The following is a 23,422-nucleotide window of genomic DNA, read 5'->3' as shown; positions in this document are numbered from 1 at the left end:
ATCCTCATCCTGTTGCTCGAAAGACGAAGAAACTAAAGTTGTATTAAAAGAAGATTCGCTCGATAAAGACATTGTGCTAAAGGTTAGCTAATACTGTCAAGCTTTTTTAGGATGAGACAGAAATTAAGCGTCCTGATTTAGAAATCTTGTAAGTCGAGACAATTAGACTTGTCATTTTTTTAAAAGTTGACAAGTCTTTTTTTGTTTTATCTTTTATTAGATGACAATTCCACCAAACAAGATGAATAATAAATAAGCTCACCGCTGAAGGCTCAAAGCTCATAGCTACAAATTTTCAAACAAGATTTAGTTTTTCAAGTTGATTGAATAGAATGGTTTTCGTACAAAATCATTAAATTGGCTTTTCTTCATATTTACAATGAATCAAAATCTTCCAAATACTTATCAATATATCATTGCTGGTGGCGGTATGGCGGGGCTTTCTTTGGCTTTTTATTTGAATAAAAGCTTATTGAAAAATCAGTCTATCTTAATTATCGACCGTGATGTAAAGCAGGCGAATGACCATACTTGGTGCTTCTGGGAACAGGGAAATAGTCCTTTTGAAGAAATTATTTATAGAAAATGGAAGGGACTTTGGTTTTATGGGCATCAAGATTTTGCTTCATTTCTGAACATTGAGGAGTATTCGTATAAAATGCTTCGTGGAGAAGATTTCTATCAATACCTTATTCCTCAGCTCAAAAAGAATCCTAATATTACTTTCTTGCAAGCCGACATTGAATACATTGAAAGTACTGCCGATGAAGCTAAAGTGATGACGAACCAAGGTGTTTTTAAAGCCAAAGCTTTTGTTTTTGATAGTATTACAGTATCAAAATTCAATCAGGCGAAGTATCATAATATGTTGCAACACTTTAAAGGCTGGGTAATTGAAACGTCTCAAGCAAGTTTTAATACTGAAGAACCTACTCTTTTTGATTTTAGAATTAAGCAACAAAATGAATGTCGATTTGTCTATGTGTTGCCTCATTCGGAGAAAAAGGCATTGATAGAATTTACTATTTTCTCAGATAATTTACTCGACGAAGCTTCGTACAATGATACTTTAAAACAATATATTCAAGAGATTTTAAAGATTAAAGACTATCAAATTACGGAAATAGAATCAGGCGTAATCCCGATGTCGGATGAACCACAGGTAATTTCACCTTCGCCTAAAGTTATCCGAATTGGTACGGCTGGGGGTTATGTAAAGGCTTCTACGGGTTATAGTTTTCAGCGTACACAAAGGTTTTTACAACAATTAGTGAAGGATTTGGAAGTGGCGAAAAGCAAAAACATTCCGCTTACTTTTAAAGGGAATTTCAGCACAAGTACTTGGAAAGCCCTTTTGGATAGTGTGCTCTTGAATGTGATGCTTCATAAAAGAATGTCAGCGGATGAAATATTCACAAAGCTATTTCAATACAATCGTCCTGCCGATGTATTGAAATTTTTAGATGAAGACACCAGCGTTTTGAAAGATATTAGTATCATGCAGAGTGTTCCTTCTTTTCCTTTTATTTTAGGACTAAAAGGAGTTATCCTTTCAAAACTCTATTAAAATATAGTAGTATTACTCCTAATATTTTATGTGAATAATCTTTTTTATAGTTAATATCCTTAAATATATACTTATTTAAAGATAATTTATCTATAAATAGCGCATTCAATAAGCCAAATTGTCAAATAAAAATATTAGTGATAAATTTGTACTTTGATTGATTCACAAAATATAAAATATTCATAATGGCATATCTTTTCACCTCTGAGTCGGTATCGGAAGGACACCCAGACAAAGTAGCAGACCAAATCTCAGACGCATTAATTGATAACTTCATGGCGTTTGATCCATCTTCAAAAGTAGCTTGCGAAACACTTGTAACCACTGGTTTGGTGGTATTGGCAGGTGAAGTAAAAACAAATACTTACCTTGATGTACAAACGATTGCTCGTGATGTAATTCGTAAAATCGGATATACTAAATCTGAATACATGTTTGAGGCAAATTCTTGTGGGATTATTTCTGCTATCCACGACCAATCTGCTGATATTAACCAAGGTGTTGACAGAGTAACGGCTGATGATTTCGAATCGAAAGCGAATGCGCAAGGTGCTGGTGACCAAGGGATGATGTTTGGTTATGCCACCAAAGAAACTGACAACTATATGCCTTTGGCTTTAGATTTGGCTCACCAAATCTTGAAGGAAATGTCTGCGATTCGTAACAGCGAACCAGAATTGATTAATTACCTTCGTCCGGATGCAAAATCACAAGTAACTATTGAATACTCTGACGATAACGTTCCTCAAAGAATTGATACGATTGTTGTTTCAACACAGCATGATGAATTCTCTGATGATGAAACAATGTTAGCGAAAATCAAAGCTGATGTTATCAATATCGTAATTCCAAGAGTAAAAGATAAATGTAAGCCAGAACTACAAGGTTTATTCGACGGGGAAATTACTTACCACATCAACCCAACTGGTAAATTTGTAATCGGTGGACCACACGGAGATACAGGTTTGACAGGTCGTAAGATTATCGTTGATACTTATGGCGGAAAAGGTGCTCATGGTGGTGGTGCATTCTCTGGAAAAGACCCTTCAAAAGTTGACCGTTCAGCAGCTTATGCTACTCGTCACGTAGCGAAAAACTTGGTGGCTGCTGGTTTAGCTGACGAAGTTTTAGTACAAGTTTCGTATGCAATTGGTGTTGCTCAACCTTGCGGACTTTTCATCAATACTTATGGCACTAGCAAAGTTGGTTTAACTGACGGAGAGATTGCTCGCAAAGTAGAAGAAATCTTCGATATGCGTCCTTATGCAATTGAACAACGTTTGAAATTACGTAACCCAATTTATTCAGAAACAGCCGCTTACGGACACATGGGACGTACGAATGAGATTGTAACAAAATCATTCAAAGGACCAGATGGTGTCGTTTTTGAAAAAGAAGTAGAGCTTTTCACTTGGGAGAAATTAGATTATGTGGATGCTGTAAAAGCTAAATTTGGTTTAGCATAATTACAAAAAGCATTTAAGTATAAATAAAAAAAATAAGGCGTCAATCGGCGCCTTATTTTTTTTACTATTAACCATTTTATAATATTATCTAATTTATATCTCAAGCCTAAAAAAATCAATTTATACTCTATCCGAAGGCAAATAAAAAAGGGAACTCCAAGTGAAGTTCCCTTTCAAAGCAATTTGCAATAAAATATTAACTTTCCATAGCCATCGACATCAGTACATTTCTAGTCGGATTAGCTTTTTCTTGTATTCGTTCTTTAAATCTTTTAAGTTGGATTTTTAAAGCTTCAATGGCAATATCCATTGCTTCTTCAAATGTTTTACCCTGTTCTTTTACGAAAAGCGTTCCTCCGGGTAAATTAATTTTAACTTCCAACATTTTACTTCTGACCTTTTTCGTATCTCCTTTATCTACTTTGAGAAATACTTCACCACCAGTAATTCGGTCATAAAACGTATCCAGCTTGTTTAATTTTGACTGGATAAACTCCAATAGCTTGATATCAGCATCGAAGTGAATTGAATGCACTTGTAATTTCATACGCACTCGGTGTTTAAGTTAAACAAATTTTAAAAGAAAGCTCTCAGATAAAGCTTTTGCTCAATGGAGCAGTTCTCTGTTTTACCTTATTGTTTCTAATTCTTTTTTACTTACTCTAACAATTTTCCGCTTATTGCAATCAAACAAAAAAAAATAATTCAACAAAAAAACAATGAATAAGAAACATTAAAGTCTAAACAAAGAACTCTCCGTTTTAGTCAAATAAACCCTCTCATTAAAACAGGGTCTATAACTTTTCTGAGCTTTTTCTTATAATGAATTTAGAGATTATATTTTGATTATCCAAATGTTAAATCTACATTCTTTGAATAATCAAAGTTATTGAATCCTGCTATATAGTGACGATGAAAACTTATTAGAAAAGTGCAAAAAAGAAGTTTTTTATGGGTAAAACTGCTTATAAAATCTATAAAAATTCATCTAAATTGGGCTTCTGCCACTCCACTCTTAGTACTTTAGATTGCACATTAATTTTCTCAAAAAAACGTTGCCAATACAATTGCTGATTCGATAAACTATCCGTTGGAGACTTCACTTCTACAAAGCAATATTCACCATCAGACCACATCATCAGGTCTGGGAAACCTCTTACATTTTCTCTTAAATTTCTTGCCATTTCTAGCATAATCAAGCTTATTTGTTCAGGAGAAATTTTTTCTAAAAGGGTAAGAATCAATGGAAAAAGTCCGCCATACCAATCCACCAAAGGATTGGTTATTCCGTACTTTTCAAAGAAAATATTATGAATATAAATCGTAGTTGCATCAATATCTTCCAACATTAACAGACGTTCTTCCATCCTTTCCTTACGCTTTTCAAAGAAAGTAGGTTTGAATAAATCAGAAGGCGAACGCTGTAAAGGATGGTGAATAGCTAAAGTATCTGTATCAAAAATAATATCCCAAAAAAGTAAGCCGAATAAGCTTCTCCAAAGATGATTTTCGGTAAAAGTTGCCTTCTTTCCATGTTGTTCGTAATAATCAATCACGCCCATTTCAACTTGTCGCTTCCAAATCAAATCAATTGTAATGGATTCTGAACCATGTAAATGTTGTGTAATGGCTTTCTTCGATTTCTTTTTTTGAAGAGCAGCTTCCAATCTGTTTAGGTAATCTTCTGCAAAAAAATGTTCGTCGGCATTTTGTGGTTCTGCCAAAATCAATTCACAAAGTGCTTTGGCTTCTTCTTTGTTTTTGAGTTTATCTAAAATTCGTACTTGTCTTTCTCTTGAAGGCGACTGCTCCGTTAAACGAAATACAATCAATGCTTCGTCCAGCGCTTTGAGTTTTTCTAGATAAGCACCAACCTTTAAGGTGAAGCGTTCAAAGGTTGGAATGGCGATTTCCGTAAGTTCTTTACGATGCGTTTCCGTCCAATCCATAAACCAATTAAAGATTTCTAGGTATTCAATTTTAGCTTCTTGCATCAAATAGAAATCTTCACGAGCCAAACTTACTTTTAGTTTATCTTCAACTTCTTGTCGAGTTTGAAAATACGCCACCATTTTATCTTCGTCGTATTTTTCATAAGATTGAAACCCTAAATCACGAGTTACAAATTCTGACATGTCGCCGTGACGAGTACCAAAAAAGAGAAATTTCAAAAGTTGTACTTCTTCTTCAAAACATACTTTTACGACCGAATGCTGAACAGCGTGAATGGCTGAAAAGTCTTTTTCATTGAGTAGAAAATGAATTTCTTCCCAGTTTCCAACTTCCAAAAGCCAATCTAGTACTTCTTCTTTTTTCAAGGAAGCTTTTCCTCTGGTTTCTAAATTGAGCATTTTTGCTAAAAAAATCAGCTCAGACTTATTGAAAATATCTAATACTTCATACGCTTGCGGAAGATGTTTGCTAGATAAAGGTTCTACAAAACCTTTGTTGATTAAGCTATTCAATACTTCTGGAATATCCTCAATTTCAGCATATTTCAATTTTTCAGTTCTAAAAAAAGAACCTGCACGATTGGCAAATCTGATGAATAGACATTTTTCGTCTTCCGTCAAAGCATCAAAGCCAGACAAGAATTGCTGTTCATTTTCGTTCAGAATATGTTGGTACTTTTTTTGAACGAAAGTCAGCAAGTATTGGAAATACTCCAAGTAATATTTAGGAGGCAATTCTATTTTTTCAGGAGCCATTCAATCATTTTTTTCGTAATTTACAAAGATAAACAATCCTATTTAGGTATGACAGACCAAAAAGTCCTTGAAATATTTCATGCAAAATCCATTATTTCTACCAAGGAAGTACAAAAGATTAATGACTTTGAAAAGTCAAAACCATTTTCGCTACATTATGAATTAAGGCTTTTACTTTATTTAGGTATTTTTCTTTTGAGTAGCGGTTTGGGAATCGTTATCTATCAAAATCTTGATTCAATTGGTCACACAGCGATTGTAGTTTTCATTAGTTTTTTAGTGGTATCATGCTTTGCTTTTTCATGTTGGAAAAAACAAAACTTTACTTGGGATGCGGTAGAACAAGTAAATCCTTTTGCTGATTTTGCTTTATTATTGGGTTGTCTGTGTTTCTTAACTTTGGAAGGCTACTTGCAATATCAATACAATTTATTTGGTAAAAAATATGGTTTGATTACTTTTATTCCCGCCATCTTTTTCTTCTTTTCTGCCTATTTTTTTGACCATCGTGGCGTACTTTCAATGGCAATAACGGCTTTTGCTTCTTGGATTGGAGTTTCTATTTCTCCATTAGCAGTATTTTCTAAAAACGATTTTACAGCTCCTTATTTTATTTTTACTTCAATCGCTCTCGGACTTTTATACATGGCAATAGGTTTTCTTTCTGAACACAAACTCTTGAAAAGGCATTTTTCATTTACATACCTTCTGTTTGGGAGCAATTTGGCTTTGGTAGCTGGTACAGCGGGTATTTTTAAAGAACACCTTCAATACGCCTACTTTTTTACTGTAATAGCCATTAGCATAGTATTGTTCCTATATGCTAAAATGAAACAATCCTATATTTTCTTGTTGACGGGAATCATTTTTGGCTACATCGCCATCACTAATATCATTTTTGACCTTATAACTGTCAATAGCTGGTTTGTTGCTTATTACTTTATCGCCTCTGGCTTTGGCATGATATTCCTGTTATTTAATCTCAAGAAAATTCTTAAAACCTCCAATTAAACATCTATGAAAGCATATCAACAACAATGGGTAGAGAATGCCTATCTTCAAGCCAAAGCCCAGAACTGGTTTGAAAAAGGATTGCTAACCGAACAACAAAATACTGACATCAAAAAGCAGTTTATCATTGATTACTATCAGCCCAACGTCTTTATCAAAATAGCCTTATTTTTGTTTACTTCCTTGTGCTGTACTTTTGCTTGTTCTTTGTTATTATTACTTTTTTCAGCTTCGTCTCTGGATAGTATCTTAAAAGGTGTTTCTACTTTATCTTTATTCTTTGCTGCTCTAAGTGTACTTCTATTAGAGTTTTTAATTAAAGAAAAAAAGGTTTTTCAGTCAGGTATCGACAACGCTTTAATCTATTTTTCGATTGGTTCTTGTTGTACTTTCTTATATTATCAGTTAGAACCTTTACATTTACCCGCTTGGCTTGAATTCTCTTTTATACTACCTTTCTTTATTGTAGCTTATATTCGCTATGCAGATGTTTTTGTAGCCTGTGTTATTTACTTTTTGTTGGTGATGATTTTAGTGGATTTTTCACTCACATTTTCTGTCGGAAAAACACTTTTGCCATTTATCATGCTATTTTTTTCTTTAGGTGCTTATTACTTTGTAGAAAAACTAAAACAAAGAGCAGATTATCTTTATTATGAAACGTCTTTAGATATTTTTAAAACACTGACTTTGGCTTCAGCTTATTTGAGCGTGAATTATTTTATCGTTCGTGAAGGCAATGCAATGATTAACAAAGTAATTACTTCGGTTGCTCCGCAAATTGGTTTAGCTCCTTTATTTTATCTTTTTACTATCTTAATTCCAATAGCTTACATTGCCTTTGGATTAAAAAAACGAGACAGAACATTTTTGGTATTGGGCTTACTGACTGCTGCTTTTTCATTCTTTACTTATCGATATTATTTCGGAATCATTCCTACAGAAATCGCTTTATTGATTTGCGGGACATTGTTGATTGGCGCAGCTTCATTTATTATCCATCAGCTAAAACAAGCTAAGTTTGGCTTTACTTATGCGCCTGATAATAATTATGAAGGGTTAAATTTAGACACCATTTTGTTATCTGAACTCGTAAATACGAAGCTACATTCGAACGATGAAAACCTAAAGTTTGGCGGAGGAAGTACTGGTGGAGGTGGCGCAGGTGGAGAATATTGACATAATAATATTAAATATAACCTTTCAATGATTCTCTAAGAAAAAATACTCAAATCATTTACTTTTTTCGTGAATGATAATGAAAAATGTATATTTGTTTCTTGAATTCATTTCTAAGTTAATAATCTTCTAATTGTATTCAAGAACAATTTACAAAAAGCTTATTCTCTTTGTAAAAGAATAAAATATTTTGAAATATCTATTATTATCAGAATATTATTTTGCCATAAACAAAAAATACATAATTTACTTTATCCATGAAAACTGTCAATTCTTACAATTTTGCTGGCAAACGTGCCCTAATCCGAGTAGATTTTAATGTGCCTTTAAACGAGCGTTTTGAAATTACTGATGATACTCGTATCAAGGCTACGATTCCTACAATCACTAAAATTTTGAATGATGGTGGTTCAGTAGTTTTAATGTCTCACTTGGGTCGTCCGAAAGATGGACCAACTGAAAAGTATTCATTAAAACACCTTGTGAATCCACTTTCAGTTGTATTTGGTCGTCCAGTAAAATTTGCAGATGACTGTATCGGTCAGTCAGCGACAGACTTGGCTTCTAGCTTACAAAGCGGAGAGATTTTATTATTAGAAAACCTTCGTTTTTATAAAGAAGAAGAAAAAGGAAATGTAGAATTCGCTGAAAAGCTTTCTAAGTTAGGTGATGTTTGGGTAAATGATGCTTTCGGAACAGCTCACCGTGCTCATGCTTCAACAGCGGTGATTGGTCAGTTTTTTGAAGACAGAATTTGTGGCTATGTAATGCAAGCTGAGATTGAAAATGCACAAAGAGTATTAGAAAACTCTGAACGCCCATTTACAGCAATCATGGGAGGTTCTAAAGTTTCTGATAAAATCTTAATCATCGAACGTCTTTTAGATAAAGTAGATAATTTGATTATTGGTGGTGGTATGACTTACACTTTTGTTTTGGCAGAAGGTGGAAAAATTGGTAAGTCAATCTCTGAACCAGATAAAGTAGAATTAGCAAAAACTATTTTAGCAAAAGCAGCTGAAAAAGGAGTAAATGTATATATGCCAGTTGATAATTTATGTGCTGATAAGTTCTCAAATGATGCTAACACATTAATTGCTGCAAAAGGCGAAATTCCTGATGGTTGGGAAGGTTTAGACATTGGTCCAGAATCAGCTGAAATTTTCAAGAAAGTTGTTGAAGCTTCTAAAACGGTATTATGGAATGGTCCGATGGGTGTTTTTGAATTCCCTAACTTCGCAAAAGGAACAAATGCCATTGCAGACTCAGTGGTAAAAGCAACTGAAGAAAACGGAGCTTTCTCATTAATCGGCGGTGGTGATTCTGCTTCAGCAGTAAACAATGCTGGTTATGGAGATAAAGTTTCTTATGTATCAACAGGCGGTGGAGCTTTATTAGAATACATGGAAGGCAAAGTATTACCAGGTGTTGCCGCATTGCAATAAATAAAAAAGCATTTGCATTATTTGAAGGCGATACAAAATTGTATCGCCTTTTTGTATTTATCTTTGAGATAATTAAAATAAAACAAACGTGGAATTTCAGTCATTACCCATCAACACAAGTGCTCAATATCTTTTGAATGATAGCCGTCAGCTTTCATCGCCACAACGTTCTATTTTCTTTGCCATCAAAGGGCTACATCATGATGGTCATCTTTTTTTAGATGATTTATACCGAAAAGGAGTTCGTGAATTTGTAGTCGAAACGAATGCGCTTAGTCCAGCAATTCTTCGTGAATTAAAAAGATTCAAAGATGCAAAAATCTGGCAAGTTGATAATAGCATTACTGCTATGCAAGAAGTAGCGCAAAGACATCGTGAACATTTTAATTTACCTATTATCAGTATCACTGGAAGTAATGGCAAAACCATTGTAAAAGAGTGGCTTTCGCAATTGTTAGGAAATCGTTTCAAAGTTGTAAAAAGCCCTAAAAGCTATAATTCACAGATTGGAGTACCACTTTCTGTTTGGCAAATTAATGAAAGCCATAATCTTGGGATTTTCGAAGTTGGCGTTTCCAAACCCAATGAAATGGAAAATTTGGAAAAAGTCGTTCAGCCATCAATTGGAATTTTCACGAATATTGGCACTGCCCATAGCGAGTTTTTTACTAGCAATTCACAGAAAATAAAAGAGAAAATCAAACTATTCAAACATGTCAAAACACTTATTTATTGTGCTGATTATGTTGAAATAGATGAGATTGTGAAATCAGAGTTTATCATTGAAAATCCAAATTGTGAAATTATCAATTGGTCAAGAATGGCAAATACTGGTATTCGTGCTGATTGGGAAGTTGATGCAGAAAATACCAAAGTATTTTTGGATTTAACAGCCGTTACTAGCAACAATGCTGAAAAATTTACTACATCTTTCGATATTCCATTTACAGACGAAGCATCTATTGAAAATGCCATTCATTGTATGCTTACACTTTGGCATTTAGGATACAGTACTTCTGAAATTCAGGCAAGATTACAAATACTTCGTCCTGTTTCGATGAGGCTTGAAATGAAACAAGGCATTAATTCAAATTATTTGATTGATGATACTTATAATAATGATTTGGCGGGTTTGACGATTGCCCTCAATTTCCTTAGTCAACAAAAGCAAAGACAACAAAAAGTACTTATTTTAAGTGATTTGCTAGAAACAGGGATTCCTGAAAAAGAGCTTTATAAACAAATTGCACATTTAGTTAAAGAAAGACATTTAGAGTATTTCATCGGCATTGGCGATGTGATTTCTCGCAATAAAAGCCATTTTCTTGTAAGCTCTGCTAAAACAGCAATTAACATTCTGTTTTACAAAAACACACAAGATTTTTTGGATAGTCAAATCATAAAATCATTACACAATTGTACGATTCTGATTAAAGGAGCAAGGAAATATGGTTTTGAACAAATCGTGAATCGACTTGTCCAAAAAACTCATGGTACCATTCTTGAAATTAATTTAGATGCCATTACCAACAATTTGAATTACTATCGTGATAAAATTGGGCAACAAATTAAAATGATGGTAATGGTAAAAGCTTTTGCCTATGGTGCTGGTAGCACAGAGGTGGCAAATTTGCTTCAATTTCATGGCGTTGACTACTTGGCTGTTGCCTACACTGATGAAGGTGTGGCACTCAGACAAAACGGTGTTTACTTGCCCATTATGGTGATGAACCCCTCTCCAAATGATTTTGAACAATTAGTAGCTTATTCTTTAGAACCTGAAATTTATAGTCTTAGAATTCTGCAAGAATTTTCAGACTATATTGACAGTAGAAATTTAAGTTCGAAAATTCATTTGAAAATTGACACAGGAATGCACCGCTTGGGTTTTGAAAAAGAAGCACTTCCTGACTTGCTTTTGTGTTTGCAATCGAATCCGAATTTGTGGGTTTCAACAATTTTCAGCCATTTAGCGGCGGCTGACGAGGAGGCTTTTGATGATTTCACCTTAAAGCAAGTCAATACTTTTACTGAAATGGCAAATGAAATTTCGGAAGCTCTTGGCTATATTCCTTCTCGTCATTTAGCTAATTCGGCGGGGATTGCTCGTTTCCCAGAGGCACGATTAGATATGGTTCGTCTTGGGATTGGTCTTTACGGGGTAGCCGCAAAAGCTGAGGACCAAGTAAATTTGCAAACTGTTGGAACTTTGAAAACCGTTATCTCGCAGATTAAACACATCAAAGCAGATGAAACAGTAGGCTACGGTAGAAAGGGTGAATTAAAAAGAGATACTAAAATTGCAACCATTGCGATTGGTTATGCTGATGGTTTTGATAGAAGATATGGCAGAGGTGTTGGTGAAGTATTAATCAATGGTCATCAATGTAAGGTTGTTGGCAATGTTTGTATGGATATGACCATGATTGATATTACTGATGTACCTCATGTTCAAGAAGGCGACGAAGTAATTATTTTCAATAAAGAATTAACCATCATCGACTTAGCTAATAAAATTGGCACTATTCCTTATGAGGTATTGACGAGCGTAAGCGAAAGGGTAAAACGAATTTTTTATCAGCTATAAATAAAAAAGTGCAAGAAATAATCCTTGCACTTTTAACTTCAACCTTTCAAAACATAATTACAATCAAAAACAATTTGAGTAAAAATGCTTCTGATTCATTATTCAGGTTTGATTGATATAAAAATTGATTGTTATAAAAATGGTTAATGTTTTTTTAAAGAAATGGTTAATGCTTGTGATACAAATTTATGCAAACTTTTATTATAAAAGCAAAAATTATTGCAAATATTTGCAATAATTTTCAAGGAATTTAATTTTTATACTTCAAATTGGGTATTATGTTAAAAGAAGAACGCCAACAAATAATTTTAGATAAACTAAGTACTGATAAAAAAGTGACATTAGTAGATTTAGGGCAAATACTAAATGTGTCTTACGACAGCGTTCGGCGTGACATCATTGAGTTGGAAGATCGTGGACTTCTAAAAAAAGTTCATGGTGGAGCTATTGCTAATTCATACTTGTCAATCAAAGCAAGTAAAGGACTTGGAATCGTCAATACTGAATTTGTGACCATTGCTAAAAAGGCTATGAAATTGATTGAAAATCATAAAATCATCTTGATGGATGGAGGCACAACCAACTTCTATATCGCCGAGCAACTCCCTAAAAATATGGAACTTACCGTTGTAACCAATAATCCACATTTGGCTACAGCACTAGCTGAACATCCCAAAGTAGAAATCATTTTATTGGGAGGTTCCTTCTATAAACGTTACCAAATTACGATGGGAAGTAAAACTGTTCAAGACCTTGAACATATACATGCTGATGTCTATTTCATGGGAACAAACAGTATCAATCCAGAATTAGGTTTGGCTATTCGGCATTATGAAGAATCATTGCTGAAACAAAAGATGATGAGTATTTCTAGAAAAATTGTTACTTGTGTAATTGAAGAAAAAATTAATCGAGAAGAAAATTATAAAGTTTGCGATTTTACAAGATTAGACTATTTAATCACAAGTTTAGCCCCGAATGATAGCTTGTTGGCTGGTTTTAGAAATAAAAATGTAGAGATTCTTTGAAATTTATTGCAAAAGTTTGCAAACAAAAAGGGGATGAATTTTAAATTCATCCCCTTTTTGTTAATCACCCAAAAAATTAGAACATTAAAATTGCACTAGTACACAATAAAACGATTCCTAATATTAAGAAAACTGATGGATTTAACCCTGGGATACTTCTTTCACCCAAAGCAGAATCATAAGGATTCTCTGGATTATATCTTACTTGCATGGTTTGTCCAACTTGACTAAGCATTGACATCCCTTTGTCTGCTTCAATTTTAAATTGTCTTCCATTTACACTGAATGAAACAACAGGGAAGAAAATTGGGCTTTGTCCTAATTTATCACTGCGTTCATAACGTTTGCTTACTTCTACAACTTCACCGCTTGTCAACACTGAATGTTGCAACCAATCACGGCGTTTTTTACTTAAATAAATACCTAAAAATATTAATGCTCCAGCTACTACGATAAAACCAGCCATAACCAATGGTGGCACTCCCTCATACACGCCATGCGGGCCTGAGATAAGTAATATTGAATTAAATGCACTTTCCATATTCACAAAATTTAATGATTCTTTGACCGAACGAAGTATAAATTGTTATGCTTCAATACAAATTTCAGACAAAAGTCATTAAAAACCAAGCGGTTAGACTCCTGAGTGGTTTTACTCATAAGATAACGGAAAGGCTATTTTTTAAGGTTTTATATTTTTTTCATTTAAGCATTTATATTTTAAAAGCTATTTTTTCAAAATCTGTAATTTTTAAGTCGTAATTGCTCATTTTTAAAACTCACTTCTGCCAAAAAATTATTTTATTGAATTTTAAAGTTTTTTTATTGCACTTTTACTAGTACAAACTTCTATTTAAACCTAGATTTTATATTAAATAGGCTTTTTTGAAAGAAAATGACTCAATTTCACACTCGTTCAAGTATTTAAAAGCATTATTTTCTAAAAAATGGCTAAAAAATAAACCCATAAATAATAAAAAATATTTTTAGTTTTCAGAGCCAGTTTTTTCGTTTAAACCATAATAGCATCGTAATTACTAGAAATATCATTACTCCCCAAACAACATAGTATCCATATTGCCAATGTAGTTCTGGCATGTAATCGAAATTCATTCCATAGATTCCAGCCACAAAAGTAAGAGGCATAAAAATCACCGAAATGACCGTCAATACTTTCATGACGTTGTTCATTTTATTACTTGCTTGTGAAAGATACAAATCCATCAGCGATGCTCCTAGGTCACGAAAAGAATCAATCGTTTCAACAACTTGCATCACGTGGTCGAGTACATCTCTTAAATAAAGACTAGTATTAGAAGTAATCAATGGAGCTTCTTCCCTAATCAAATTCGCCAACATTTCACGCAAAGGGAAAATTACCCTTCTCATTAAAGTAAGCTCACGTTTCATACTGTAAAGTTCGTTCAATGATTTTGGATTGGGATTTTTAATAATATCTTCTTCCAATCTTTCCATATTCTCTGAAAGCTTATCAAGTACTGAAAAGTAATTATCAACTACTAAGTCAATCAAAGAATAAAGTAAATAATCAGCGCCATTTTTTCGAGTTTTACCAGCCGAAGCTTTAATTCTTGTCAGAATAGGTTCAAAAATATCTTTTGAACGTTCTTCTTGAAACGAAATCACATAACCATCACCCATGACAAAACTTAAATGCTCAATTTCAACTTCACGTGTATAAGGATTGTATTCAATCATTTTAAGCGTCACAAAAAGTTGTTCTTCATTGTAATATTCAAACTTAGGTTTTTGTTGTGTATTCAGAATATCCTCCAACATTAATGGATGTAAGGTAAACATATCTCCAATCGTAGCAATGACGGCGGGTTCATGAATGCCATCAACATTCATCCAATAGGTTTTATTCTCTGTTAGTTCTACATTAAAAGTATCTAAAGTAGGGATTTTGGCTACTTCATATTCTTCAAAATTATAGCTAGTCCAAAGTATTTTGGTTACAAAATCAACTTCTTTTCCTACATAAGTGAGCGTACCGGGCGAAGTTCCTAAGTTTTTATTCTGAATAATATATCTTTTTGACATCAGCGTCGTTTTATTAGCATTGTGATAAAATAGTATTCAATTTAGAGAGTAGATTGGCAATTTTCAAATTCCAGCAGTAAATTGCTACATTAATTGACCACTCAATTAAGATTATAATCCTTTACAGCATCGTGATAATATTAAAGTACACAAAACATATCATTATATGTAGCTTAATTTCAGGTATCGTTTTATTGGCTTGCTCACATCAGCCAAAACAATTAGGCAAAAATACTTCAACAGACATTTCTATTCGAAATGATAGTATTACCAAATTATTTGACCCTAAACTTGCCGCCAAAAAGGCTAGTAAGCTTGATACTTTTTTCAAGAAACTTCATAAAGTTAATGGTTTTAATGGCGCCGTTTTGGTTTCGCAATATGGCAAAGTGATTTATAAAAATGCTTTTGGTTATGCAAGTTTCAGTAAAAAAGATTCTAATACGACTCAAACGCAATTTCAATTAGCCTCTGTTTCAAAGCAGTTTACTGCGGTTGCCATCATGCAATTACATGAAAAAGGTTTAATAAATTACGATGACCCCGTTTATAAATACATTCCCAATTTTCCTTACGACCCAAGTATTACCATCAAAAGTTTACTTTCGCATAGTTCTGGAATTCCAAACTACGTGTATTGCTTAGATAAAATCATTAATAAAAAAGTAGCGCTTACCAACAACCAAGTGGTTGATTTATTTGCTCGCCACAAGCCCGGCATTAATTATTATCCAAATAGTAGATTCAACTATAATAATTCAAACTATGCTTTGTTGGCTTATATTGTTGAAAAACTTTCGGGAATGAATTTCAGAGAATATGCCAAGCGAAATTTGTTTGCACCAGCTGGAATGTCGAAAAGCTTTGTTTACGACCCTGCGAAACCAGAATTAGTAAGTTCTGCGGCTGTTGGTTATACACCAAGACGAAGAGGTTTTTGGCAAGTACCTTTCGACCACCTCGATGGTGTGGTAGGTGATAAAGGAATTTATTCAACCGTTGAAGATTTATATAAATGGGACATGGCTTTGAACAGTGAGAAACTCGTAAAAATGAGTACCCTCAACGAAGCCTTTTTACCTGCACATTCTTTTAAAAACTTGTTGACTAAAAATTATGGTTTTGGTTGGAGACTTCAGTTATTGGACGATGGTACTTGGCTAACTTTCCATACAGGTTGGTGGCATGGTTTTAAAAACTATTATATGCACAATAATCGAGATAATTCCTCTATTATTATTTTACAGAATGTTTCAAATAGAGCCTTAGCAAGAGTAAAGGTGGCACAATCAATATTATATCCAGAAAAAGCATGGTATTTTATGAGTGGCGAAGGCTTACCGGGTGAATTAGAAATTGAATAATTTACTTCGTTTAATTTTGACAATAATTATTTAAAAACTCGTTTAATCATAAAAAAAAGCTAATTTTAGAGGGTAAAAAACCTTTTATGAAAATTTAAAAAAACATGAAAATCTCGAAACTACTACTCAATTTTTTTTGCTTGTTGATGTGTCTTTCCTTCACTGTGAAAGCCCAGTCGGAAGATGAAGCCATCAAAACTTGTGTGAATAATTACTTGGAAGGTGTTTTGAAAGGCGATGCGGCTCGCTTAAATCTTGCCTTTCATCCAACGGCATTGTTGAGAAGTGTCAATACAAGTAATGGTACTTTGCAAGATATTCCAGTTGCTAAATTCATTTCAACTACGCCAGCTGGTGGCATTCAAACAAAGGGCGGTTCAACAAAATTGATTTCCTATTCATACATAGGTATTTCTGCCTTAGCAACAGTTGAATTACGTTTTGGAGAATTCAAATATGTTGACTTACTAAGTATGTTAAAATTTGGTGAAGAATGGAAAATCGTAAGCAGAGTATTTAGTCGTACCGATTTAGACAGCCAAGTAAAAGGTACTGCGGCGGCTACTGCTACGGCTCCAACAGCTAGCAAACCTGTGGTAAAAAAATCATCCTCAGCAAATGTAAAACCTAAAGCAGATGATGGTTGGTAAGACCTAAAAAATATAATTCTCTAAAGCTCATGAAATTCATGAGCTTTTTTTGTGTAAAGCCAAAAGCTAAAACAAACTCACCCTTTGCGTAAAACCTAATAATTCCTAACTTTGCAAACTCAAAAAGAAAAGGTAGCAATCACAATTAAAAATAGAAATGGGAAGAGCATTTGAATTTCGTAAAGCAAGAAAATTTAAGCGATGGGGACAAATGGCAAAAACATTTACCAAAATCGGTAAAGATATTGTCATTGCAGTAAAATCGGGCGGACCAGACCCTCATTCAAATTCACGTTTACGGGCAATTATCCAGAATGCCAAGGCAGTGAATATGCCAAAAGACAATGTTGAGCGTGCTATCAAAAAAGCTTCATCTAAAGAACAAGAAGACTACAAAGAGATTGTTTATGAAGGATATGCTGCTCATGGCGTTGCGGTGTTAGTAGAGTGTACAACTGACAATACCAATCGCTCTATTGCTAATATCAGAAGTCATTTCACTAAATGTGGTGGAAGTGTTGGTACTACAGGTATGTTAGATTTCATTTTTGAACGCAAATCTGTTTTCAAAATTGCCAAAACTGCCGACATTGATGTGGAAGAATTAGAATTAGAATTGATTGATTACGGTGCAGATGAAATCTTCTTGGATTTAGAAACCAATCAAGTAAACATTTATGGAGAATTCACTGCATTTGGAGCTATCCAGAAATTTTTAGAAGAAAAAGGTTTTGAACTACAAGGAGCTGATTTCGAAAGAATTCCGAATGATACCAAAGAACTCACTGAAGAACAAATGGCTGATGTTGAAAAACTAATCGAGCGTTTGGAAGAAGATGATGATGTTCAGAACGTTTATCATAACATGAGATAGATTTTCTTAATCAATAAAAAGATGAGTCATATTGAACTTCCTCATCAAAAGCATTTTAAAGTTTTTGAACTTGTTCTCGTCCTTACTTTTCTTTCCTTGATGAAAGAAAAGTAACAAAAGAAAATCAAGAATTACTAAACTCGCTTCGCTCAAACAGTAGGAATTCGATGTTCATCAATCACAAAAAAGCGGTCTAAATTAGTTTTTTGACCGCTTTTTTGTGATTTTAAAATTCGGAATGATTTATATTTTCCTTCACAATCATCATTCATTCAGTAATAAAATTGAAATGCGATATTTTATAGAGTGTTCATATAAAGGCACAAATTATTGCGGTTGGCAAGCACAAGAAAATGCACGTACTATTCAGGGCGAAATAGAAAAAGTACTTTCTATTTTACTTAGGAAACCTGTTGAAATCGTAGGAAGTAGTAGAACAGACACGGGAGTTCATGCAAAACACCAAACAGCACATTTTGATTTGGAAGAAGCCATTCCTAATCCTGAAAATACGGTTTATCGCATGAACAAAATGTTACCTTTTGATATTTCTATTTTGAATATTTTCACTGTTGCCGACGATTACCATTCTCGTTTTGAGGCAACTTCAAGAAAGTATGAATATCATATTTCGAGAAAAAAAAATCCATTCCTAAAAGATTTATGCTATGAATTCACTCCTGTTCTGAATATAACAGCGATGAACGAAGCTTGTCAATACTTCTTCAAATACATTGATTTTGAAAGCTTTAGCAAACTACATTCACAAGTTTTCACTTTTAATTGTACTATTATGGAAGCAAGATGGGAAGAAAGAGAAAATGGCATATTGATTTTCCACATTAAGTCAAATAGATTTTTGAGAGGAATGGTAAGAGCAATCGTCGGAACGTTAATTGAAGTAGGCATGGGGAAAATTAGTGTAGAAGATTTTGAAAAGATTATTCAATCAAAAAATCGCCAGAAAGCAGGTGGTGCGGCTCCTCCACAAGGATTGTTTTTAATGGAGGTAAATTACTAACACTAACGATTTCCTGAAAATATCAAACCTATCTCTAAGATGAAACTTTGCGGTAAAAACATGCAAAAATCCATCTCCGAGATAGAATCATGAGGTAAAAAGACGCAAAAACCTATCTCCGAGATAGAATCATGAGGTAAAAAGACGCAAAAACCTATCTCTGAGATGGCAATGTCTATATCAATATTTTCTTCACTTCATTTAATTTCAACAAAGCCTCTATTGGAGACATGGCATTGATGTCGAGATGTTTTAACAGGCTTTCAATTTTCTCAAATTTCGGATTGCTTTCTCCACCGAAAATACTCATTTGAAAGTTTTGTTTTGGCATTTCACGAATCGTCTGACGATGTTGTTCTTTTGAACGGTTTTTCTCTAATTCTACCAAAATTTCACTGGCACGATACACTACTGTTTGTGGAATTCCTGCTAATTGTGCTACATGAATCCCGAAACTATGCTCTGAACCACCTTCTTTCAATTTACGCATAAAAATCACCTTACCATTGATTTCTTTTACTGAAACATTGAAATTTTTAATTCTTGGAAAATCGTTCGCCAATTCATTCAGTTCATGATAATGCGTTGCAAAAAGTGTTTTTGGACGATAATTTGAATGATTATGCAAATGTTCGGCAATTGCCCAAGCAATCGAAACGCCATCATAAGTACTTGTTCCACGCCCAATTTCATCCATCAGAACTAAACTTCTATCCGTAAGGTTGTTCAAAATACTTGCCGTTTCGGTCATTTCTACCATAAAAGTAGATTCTCCTTTCGAAAGGTTATCACTCGCTCCTACCCTTGTAAATACTTTATCGACAATCCCGATTTTGGCTTCGCTGGCTGGTACAAAACAACCGATTTGTGCCATTAAAACTATCAATGCAGTTTGTCGTAATAAAGCAGATTTACCCGCCATATTTGGACCTGTAATGATAATAATTTGCTGGGTAGCATCATCCAAATACAAATCATTTGGCACATAAACTTCGCCCAAAGGCAATTGTTGTTCAATTACTGGATGGCGACCATCTTTAATTTCAAGCTCTTTATTATCAGACACTTGTGGTTTAGCATAATTGTTTTTCTCCGCAATTTTAGCAAAGTTGGTCAATACATCCAGTACCGCAATAATCTTAGCATTTTGCTGTATTTGATGGACGTAATCGTTCGCTACATTTACCAATTCATTGAAAATTCTGAATTCAATTACTGCAATTTTATCTTCCGCACCGAGAATTGTTTCTTCATACTCCTTCAATTCTGGCGTGATATAGCGTTCTGCATTCACCAAAGTTTGTTTACGAATCCAGTCGTTGGGTACTTTATCTTTATGGGCATTGGTTACTTCTAAATAATAACCAAATACTTTATTGAAAGAAACTTTGAGCGATGTAATGCCCGTGCGTTCGATTTCACGGTTTTGTAATTGCAATAAAAAGTCTTTCCCTGTATGAGCAATACCTAAAAGCCTATCTAATTCATCATCAACGCCATGTTTAATCATACCGCCTTGGTTGGTCACAATTGGCAAAGATTCGTCACGCAATTCATTTTCAATTTTATCTAATAAAAACTGACAAGGATTCAATTGGTCGGCATACTTTTTCAGCATCGTCACATTGGTAGCTTTAGCAGAGGCTGATTTATCTTCTGAATGTACAGAATTCATCAACAATTCTCGGATAGGCTCAATGCGTGATAATGCTCTTTTTAAAGTAGCTAATTCACGTGGATTAATTCTACGAACGGCAACTTTTGAAATCAACCTTTCTAAATCGCCAATGGGTTTGAGTTGCTGTTCGATAGCTTCACGCAACTCAGTATTTTCTTTGAAAAACGAAACGGTTTCCAAACGTTCTTGAATCAAAGACTTTTCTTTCAAAGGCAAAACCAGCCATTTACGGAGTAATCTTGCCCCCATCGGTGTGGTAGTTTGATCAAGAATTTGAATCAAAGAAATACCACCTTCTTGTTGCGGAGCTACTAATTCCAGATTACGAATCGTGAATCTATCCAACCAGACATATTTCTCTTCTTCCAAGCGGTTGATTCTTGAAATATGACTTACTTCTTTATGCTCAGTTTCTGCCAAATAGTGCATAATTACACCCGCAGCGATGATTCCTTCCGCTAACGTTTCAATGCCAAAACCTTTTAAAGAATTGGTTTTGAAATGATTGGTGAGTAATGGATATGTAAAATCACGAGTAAAAGCCCAGTCGTCAATCCCGAAAGTATTGAATTTATCACCGAACAAAGCTGTAAATTCTTGTCGATTTTTCTTGCAAAAAAGTACTTCCGAAGGCGAAAAGCTTTGTAATAATTTTTCGATATAAGCCGCACTTCCTTGTGAACAAAGGAACTCTCCTGTTGAAATATCCAAGAAAGCAATGCCAATAATTTCTGTAGAAAAAGACGAAAAACTAATAGAAGCTAAATAATTATTTTGTTTGGTATCCAGTACATTATCGTTGAAAGAAACACCTGGAGTAACTAATTCTGTGACGCCTCTTTTTACAATTCCTTTGGCAGTAGCGGGGTCTTCGAGTTGGTCGCATATTGCTACACGTTCACCAGCACGCACCAATCTTGGCAAATAAGTATCCAAAGAATGATGCGGAAAACCCGCCAAGTGGTCGTCGGCAGTACCGTTATTTCTACGAGTGAGCGTAATTCCCAAAATCTTTGAAGCACGAACAGCATCTTCCCCAAAAGTCTCGTAAAAATCACCCACTCTAAACAACAACAAAGCACCCGGATAGCGAGCTTTTATTTGATTATATTGTTTGGCAAGGGGAGTTTCGTTAGGTTTTTTGGTGGCTTTTGAAGTATCGTTAGGATTTTGAGAAGGTCTTGCCATGTTGATTATTAAAAGTTTCAAATCATAAGTTCAATTTTTTTTGAACAATAATGCTTGAAATTTGAGTTTGCTATTAAAATTAAATGTTTCACAAAAATACACAGAGCGTTGCAAAGAATTTATTAATTGGGAAAAGATTTGGGAAAAAGCATTACTTCCTCAAAACCTGCATAAATACTTCATCTAATCGTGAAGCCATTCTTACTTTGATTTTATAATTATTCACATCCAAACCTTTTGCGTTGAATTTAGAAATCCAGATTTCTTTAAAGCCTAATTTCTCGGCTTCTGAAATACGATTTTCAATGCGATTTACGGCTCTGATTTCTCCGCCCAAACCTACTTCTGCCGCAAAACATATCGTACTCGGAATAGAAATATCTTCATAAGATGATACAATGGAAGCACAAACTGCCAAATCAATCGCTGGGTCTTCTACTTTTAAGCCACCTGCTATGTTCAAGAAAACATCCTGATTGCCCAATCTGAAACCTCCCCTTTTTTCCAAGACTGCCAACAACATATTCAAACGTTTGGCATCAAAACCCGTTGAACTTCTTTGTGGAGTACCGTAAGTAGCAATAGAAACCAAAGATTGTGTTTCAATCAACAAAGGACGATTTCCTTCCAACATCGCTCCAATGGTAATTCCTGAAAAATCTTCATCTCTTTGTGAAATCAAAATTTCGGAAGGATTTGATACTTCTCTCAAACCAGAATTTAACATTTCGTAAATACCTAATTCAGAAGTACTACCAAAACGATTTTTGGTAGTTCGTAGAATTCTATACGCCAAGTGACGGTCACCTTCAAATTGTAAAACTGTATCCACCATGTGTTCCAAAACCTTTGGACCAGCCAAAGAACCATCTTTAGTGATATGTCCAATAATAAAAACTGGCGTACCCGATTCTTTCGCAAATTTCATCAGTTCAGCAGCACATTCTTTTACTTGCGAAACACTTCCTGCACCCGCTTCTATGAAAGACGATTGTAGTGTTTGGATAGAATCAATGATTAAAATATCGGGTTCAAAATTCTCTACTTGTTTGAAAATATTTTGGGTTTGGGTTTCTGTCAGGATAAAACAATTATCACTTTTGTTTTCCAAACGTTCCGCTCGCATCTTGATTTGATGTTCAGATTCTTCCCCAGAAACATACAATACTCTGTGCGTATCCAACATCAAAGCAATTTGCAACATCAAAGTAGATTTCCCAATGCCTGGTTCTCCACCAATAAGCACCAACGAACCTAATACAATTCCTCCACCCAACACACGATTTAATTCAGCATCTTTCGTCAAGATTCTTGCTTGCTCCTGAAAATTAATTTCTTGAATCGCTCTTGGTTTTGCAGCAATTTTTAAGGAAGTACTTACTTTCCAAGAACCTTTTTGAGGTTCATCTTTCTGTACAACTTCTTCTACAAATGTATTCCATTCACCGCAAGAAGGACATCTTCCTAACCATTTAGGTGCCTGATTTCCACAGTTTTGACAGAAAAATGAAGTTTTAGTTTTTGCCATATTATGATTTAACAAGCTCATTATCAAATAATAACGAACTATACTTTATTTCTTTAAAATCCAT

General features: G+C 34.3%; 17 protein-coding genes. 11 read left to right on the top strand and 6 right to left on the bottom strand.

Annotation, left to right across the window (positions count from 1 at the left end; genetic code table 11):
• Window positions 1–379 precede the first annotated feature (379 nt).
• Window positions 380–1,567, top strand: a complete 1,188-nt coding sequence (locus VB798_RS16600) for a lycopene cyclase family protein (protein WP_323260333.1) — start codon at window positions 380–382, stop codon at window positions 1,565–1,567.
• Between the two features lie 185 nt (window positions 1,568–1,752).
• Window positions 1,753–3,033: a methionine adenosyltransferase gene (gene metK, locus VB798_RS16595; protein ID WP_323260331.1), complete on the top strand. Its 1,281-nt coding sequence runs from the start codon at window positions 1,753–1,755 to the stop codon at window positions 3,031–3,033.
• Between the two features lie 196 nt (window positions 3,034–3,229).
• Here the strand turns inward: metK and hpf are convergent, their stop codons facing one another.
• Entirely contained in the window at window positions 3,230–3,580 is a 351-nt protein-coding gene (hpf, locus tag VB798_RS16590) for a ribosome hibernation-promoting factor, HPF/YfiA family (RefSeq protein WP_323260328.1), read from the bottom strand.
• 427 nt (window positions 3,581–4,007) lie between these two features.
• On the bottom strand, window positions 4,008–5,741 hold the full coding sequence (locus VB798_RS16585; RefSeq protein ID WP_323260326.1) for a VRR-NUC domain-containing protein: 1,734 nt from the start codon (window positions 5,739–5,741) through the stop codon (window positions 4,008–4,010).
• A 48-nt stretch (window positions 5,742–5,789) separates the two neighbouring features.
• On the opposite strand from VB798_RS16585, the gene VB798_RS16580 reads away from it, so the two are divergent.
• The 5 genes from VB798_RS16580 to VB798_RS16560 all read left to right on the top strand — a co-directional run bounded on the left by VB798_RS16580 (window position 5,790) and on the right by VB798_RS16560 (window position 12,991).
• Entirely contained in the window at window positions 5,790–6,752 is a 963-nt protein-coding gene (locus VB798_RS16580; protein ID WP_323260323.1) for a DUF2157 domain-containing protein, read from the top strand.
• A 6-nt stretch (window positions 6,753–6,758) separates the two neighbouring features.
• Window positions 6,759–7,931 (top strand): hypothetical protein, encoded by a 1,173-nt coding sequence (locus VB798_RS16575; protein ID WP_323260321.1) that lies wholly within the window; start codon window positions 6,759–6,761, stop codon window positions 7,929–7,931.
• A 257-nt stretch (window positions 7,932–8,188) separates the two neighbouring features.
• Window positions 8,189–9,376 carry a phosphoglycerate kinase gene (locus VB798_RS16570; RefSeq protein WP_323260320.1) on the top strand — a complete coding sequence of 396 codons (1,188 nt, stop codon included), beginning with the start codon at window positions 8,189–8,191 and terminating at the stop codon, window positions 9,374–9,376.
• An 88-nt stretch (window positions 9,377–9,464) separates the two neighbouring features.
• Window positions 9,465–11,963 carry a bifunctional UDP-N-acetylmuramoyl-tripeptide:D-alanyl-D-alanine ligase/alanine racemase gene (locus VB798_RS16565; RefSeq protein ID WP_323260318.1) on the top strand — a complete coding sequence of 833 codons (2,499 nt, stop codon included), beginning with the start codon at window positions 9,465–9,467 and terminating at the stop codon, window positions 11,961–11,963.
• 278 nt (window positions 11,964–12,241) lie between these two features.
• The gene (locus tag VB798_RS16560; protein ID WP_323260316.1) at window positions 12,242–12,991 is read left to right on the top strand and encodes a DeoR/GlpR family DNA-binding transcription regulator; all 750 of its coding nucleotides are present in this window, start codon (window positions 12,242–12,244) and stop codon (window positions 12,989–12,991) included.
• A 76-nt stretch (window positions 12,992–13,067) separates the two neighbouring features.
• Here VB798_RS16560 and VB798_RS16555 read toward each other — a convergent pair whose 3' ends face one another.
• Together VB798_RS16555 and corA are read right to left on the bottom strand one after the other, a co-directional pair.
• A complete protein-coding gene (locus tag VB798_RS16555; protein ID WP_323260314.1) occupies window positions 13,068–13,532 on the bottom strand; it encodes a DUF3592 domain-containing protein in 465 nt (154 codons plus the stop codon).
• 452 nt (window positions 13,533–13,984) lie between these two features.
• Complete coding sequence (gene corA, locus VB798_RS16550; protein ID WP_323260312.1) at window positions 13,985–15,055, bottom strand: magnesium/cobalt transporter CorA; 1,071 nt, start codon at window positions 15,053–15,055, stop codon at window positions 13,985–13,987.
• A gap of 131 nt (window positions 15,056–15,186) precedes the next feature.
• On the opposite strand from corA, the gene VB798_RS16545 reads away from it, so the two are divergent.
• The 4 genes from VB798_RS16545 (at window position 15,187) to truA (ending at window position 18,964) form a co-directional block, all read left to right on the top strand.
• Window positions 15,187–16,419 carry a serine hydrolase domain-containing protein gene (locus tag VB798_RS16545; protein WP_323260310.1) on the top strand — a complete coding sequence of 411 codons (1,233 nt, stop codon included), beginning with the start codon at window positions 15,187–15,189 and terminating at the stop codon, window positions 16,417–16,419.
• 104 nt (window positions 16,420–16,523) lie between these two features.
• A complete protein-coding gene (locus tag VB798_RS16540; RefSeq protein ID WP_323260307.1) occupies window positions 16,524–17,069 on the top strand; it encodes a nuclear transport factor 2 family protein in 546 nt (181 codons plus the stop codon).
• A gap of 157 nt (window positions 17,070–17,226) precedes the next feature.
• Window positions 17,227–17,943, top strand: coding sequence for a YebC/PmpR family DNA-binding transcriptional regulator (locus VB798_RS16535; protein WP_323260305.1), 717 nt, complete (start codon window positions 17,227–17,229; stop codon window positions 17,941–17,943).
• 238 nt (window positions 17,944–18,181) lie between these two features.
• The gene (gene truA / locus VB798_RS16530; protein ID WP_323260303.1) at window positions 18,182–18,964 is read left to right on the top strand and encodes a tRNA pseudouridine(38-40) synthase TruA; all 783 of its coding nucleotides are present in this window, start codon (window positions 18,182–18,184) and stop codon (window positions 18,962–18,964) included.
• A gap of 175 nt (window positions 18,965–19,139) precedes the next feature.
• On the opposite strand, the gene mutS is transcribed toward truA, so the two are convergent.
• Together mutS and radA are read right to left on the bottom strand one after the other, a co-directional pair.
• Complete coding sequence (gene mutS / locus VB798_RS16525) at window positions 19,140–21,830, bottom strand: DNA mismatch repair protein MutS (RefSeq protein WP_323260301.1); 2,691 nt, start codon at window positions 21,828–21,830, stop codon at window positions 19,140–19,142.
• 151 nt (window positions 21,831–21,981) lie between these two features.
• Window positions 21,982–23,358, bottom strand: coding sequence for a DNA repair protein RadA (gene radA, locus VB798_RS16520; RefSeq protein ID WP_323260299.1), 1,377 nt, complete (start codon window positions 23,356–23,358; stop codon window positions 21,982–21,984).
• Window positions 23,359–23,422 lie beyond the last annotated feature (64 nt).

This window comes from Arcicella lustrica (assembly GCF_034930985.1).
Lineage (GTDB): Bacteria > Bacteroidota > Bacteroidia > Cytophagales > Spirosomataceae > Arcicella > Arcicella lustrica.
Note: the sequence above shows the minus strand (reverse complement) of the source record. Positions and strands in the feature narration are given on the sequence as shown.

Bases quoted from the DNA above. Each gene is read 5' to 3' on its own strand.
- VB798_RS16575 (WP_323260321.1), top strand. From the start codon at position 6,759: ATGAAAGCATATCAACAACAATGGGTAGAGAATGCCTATCTTCAAGCC.
- VB798_RS16560 (WP_323260316.1), top strand. From the start codon at position 12,242: ATGTTAAAAGAAGAACGCCAACAAATAATTTTAGATAAACTAAGTACT.
- VB798_RS16555 (WP_323260314.1), bottom strand. From the start codon at position 13,532: ATGGAAAGTGCATTTAATTCAATATTACTTATCTCAGGCCCGCATGGC.
- VB798_RS16535 (WP_323260305.1), top strand. From the start codon at position 17,227: ATGGGAAGAGCATTTGAATTTCGTAAAGCAAGAAAATTTAAGCGATGG.
- VB798_RS16600 (WP_323260333.1), top strand. From the start codon at position 380: ATGAATCAAAATCTTCCAAATACTTATCAATATATCATTGCTGGTGGC.
- VB798_RS16580 (WP_323260323.1), top strand. From the start codon at position 5,790: ATGACAGACCAAAAAGTCCTTGAAATATTTCATGCAAAATCCATTATT.
- hpf (WP_323260328.1), bottom strand. From the start codon at position 3,580: ATGAAATTACAAGTGCATTCAATTCACTTCGATGCTGATATCAAGCTA.
- truA (WP_323260303.1), top strand. From the start codon at position 18,182: ATGATTTATATTTTCCTTCACAATCATCATTCATTCAGTAATAAAATT.
- corA (WP_323260312.1), bottom strand. From the start codon at position 15,055: ATGTCAAAAAGATATATTATTCAGAATAAAAACTTAGGAACTTCGCCC.
- metK (WP_323260331.1), top strand. From the start codon at position 1,753: ATGGCATATCTTTTCACCTCTGAGTCGGTATCGGAAGGACACCCAGAC.
- radA (WP_323260299.1), bottom strand. From the start codon at position 23,358: ATGGCAAAAACTAAAACTTCATTTTTCTGTCAAAACTGTGGAAATCAG.
- VB798_RS16570 (WP_323260320.1), top strand. From the start codon at position 8,189: ATGAAAACTGTCAATTCTTACAATTTTGCTGGCAAACGTGCCCTAATC.
- mutS (WP_323260301.1), bottom strand. From the start codon at position 21,830: ATGGCAAGACCTTCTCAAAATCCTAACGATACTTCAAAAGCCACCAAA.
- VB798_RS16585 (WP_323260326.1), bottom strand. From the start codon at position 5,741: ATGGCTCCTGAAAAAATAGAATTGCCTCCTAAATATTACTTGGAGTAT.
- VB798_RS16540 (WP_323260307.1), top strand. From the start codon at position 16,524: ATGAAAATCTCGAAACTACTACTCAATTTTTTTTGCTTGTTGATGTGT.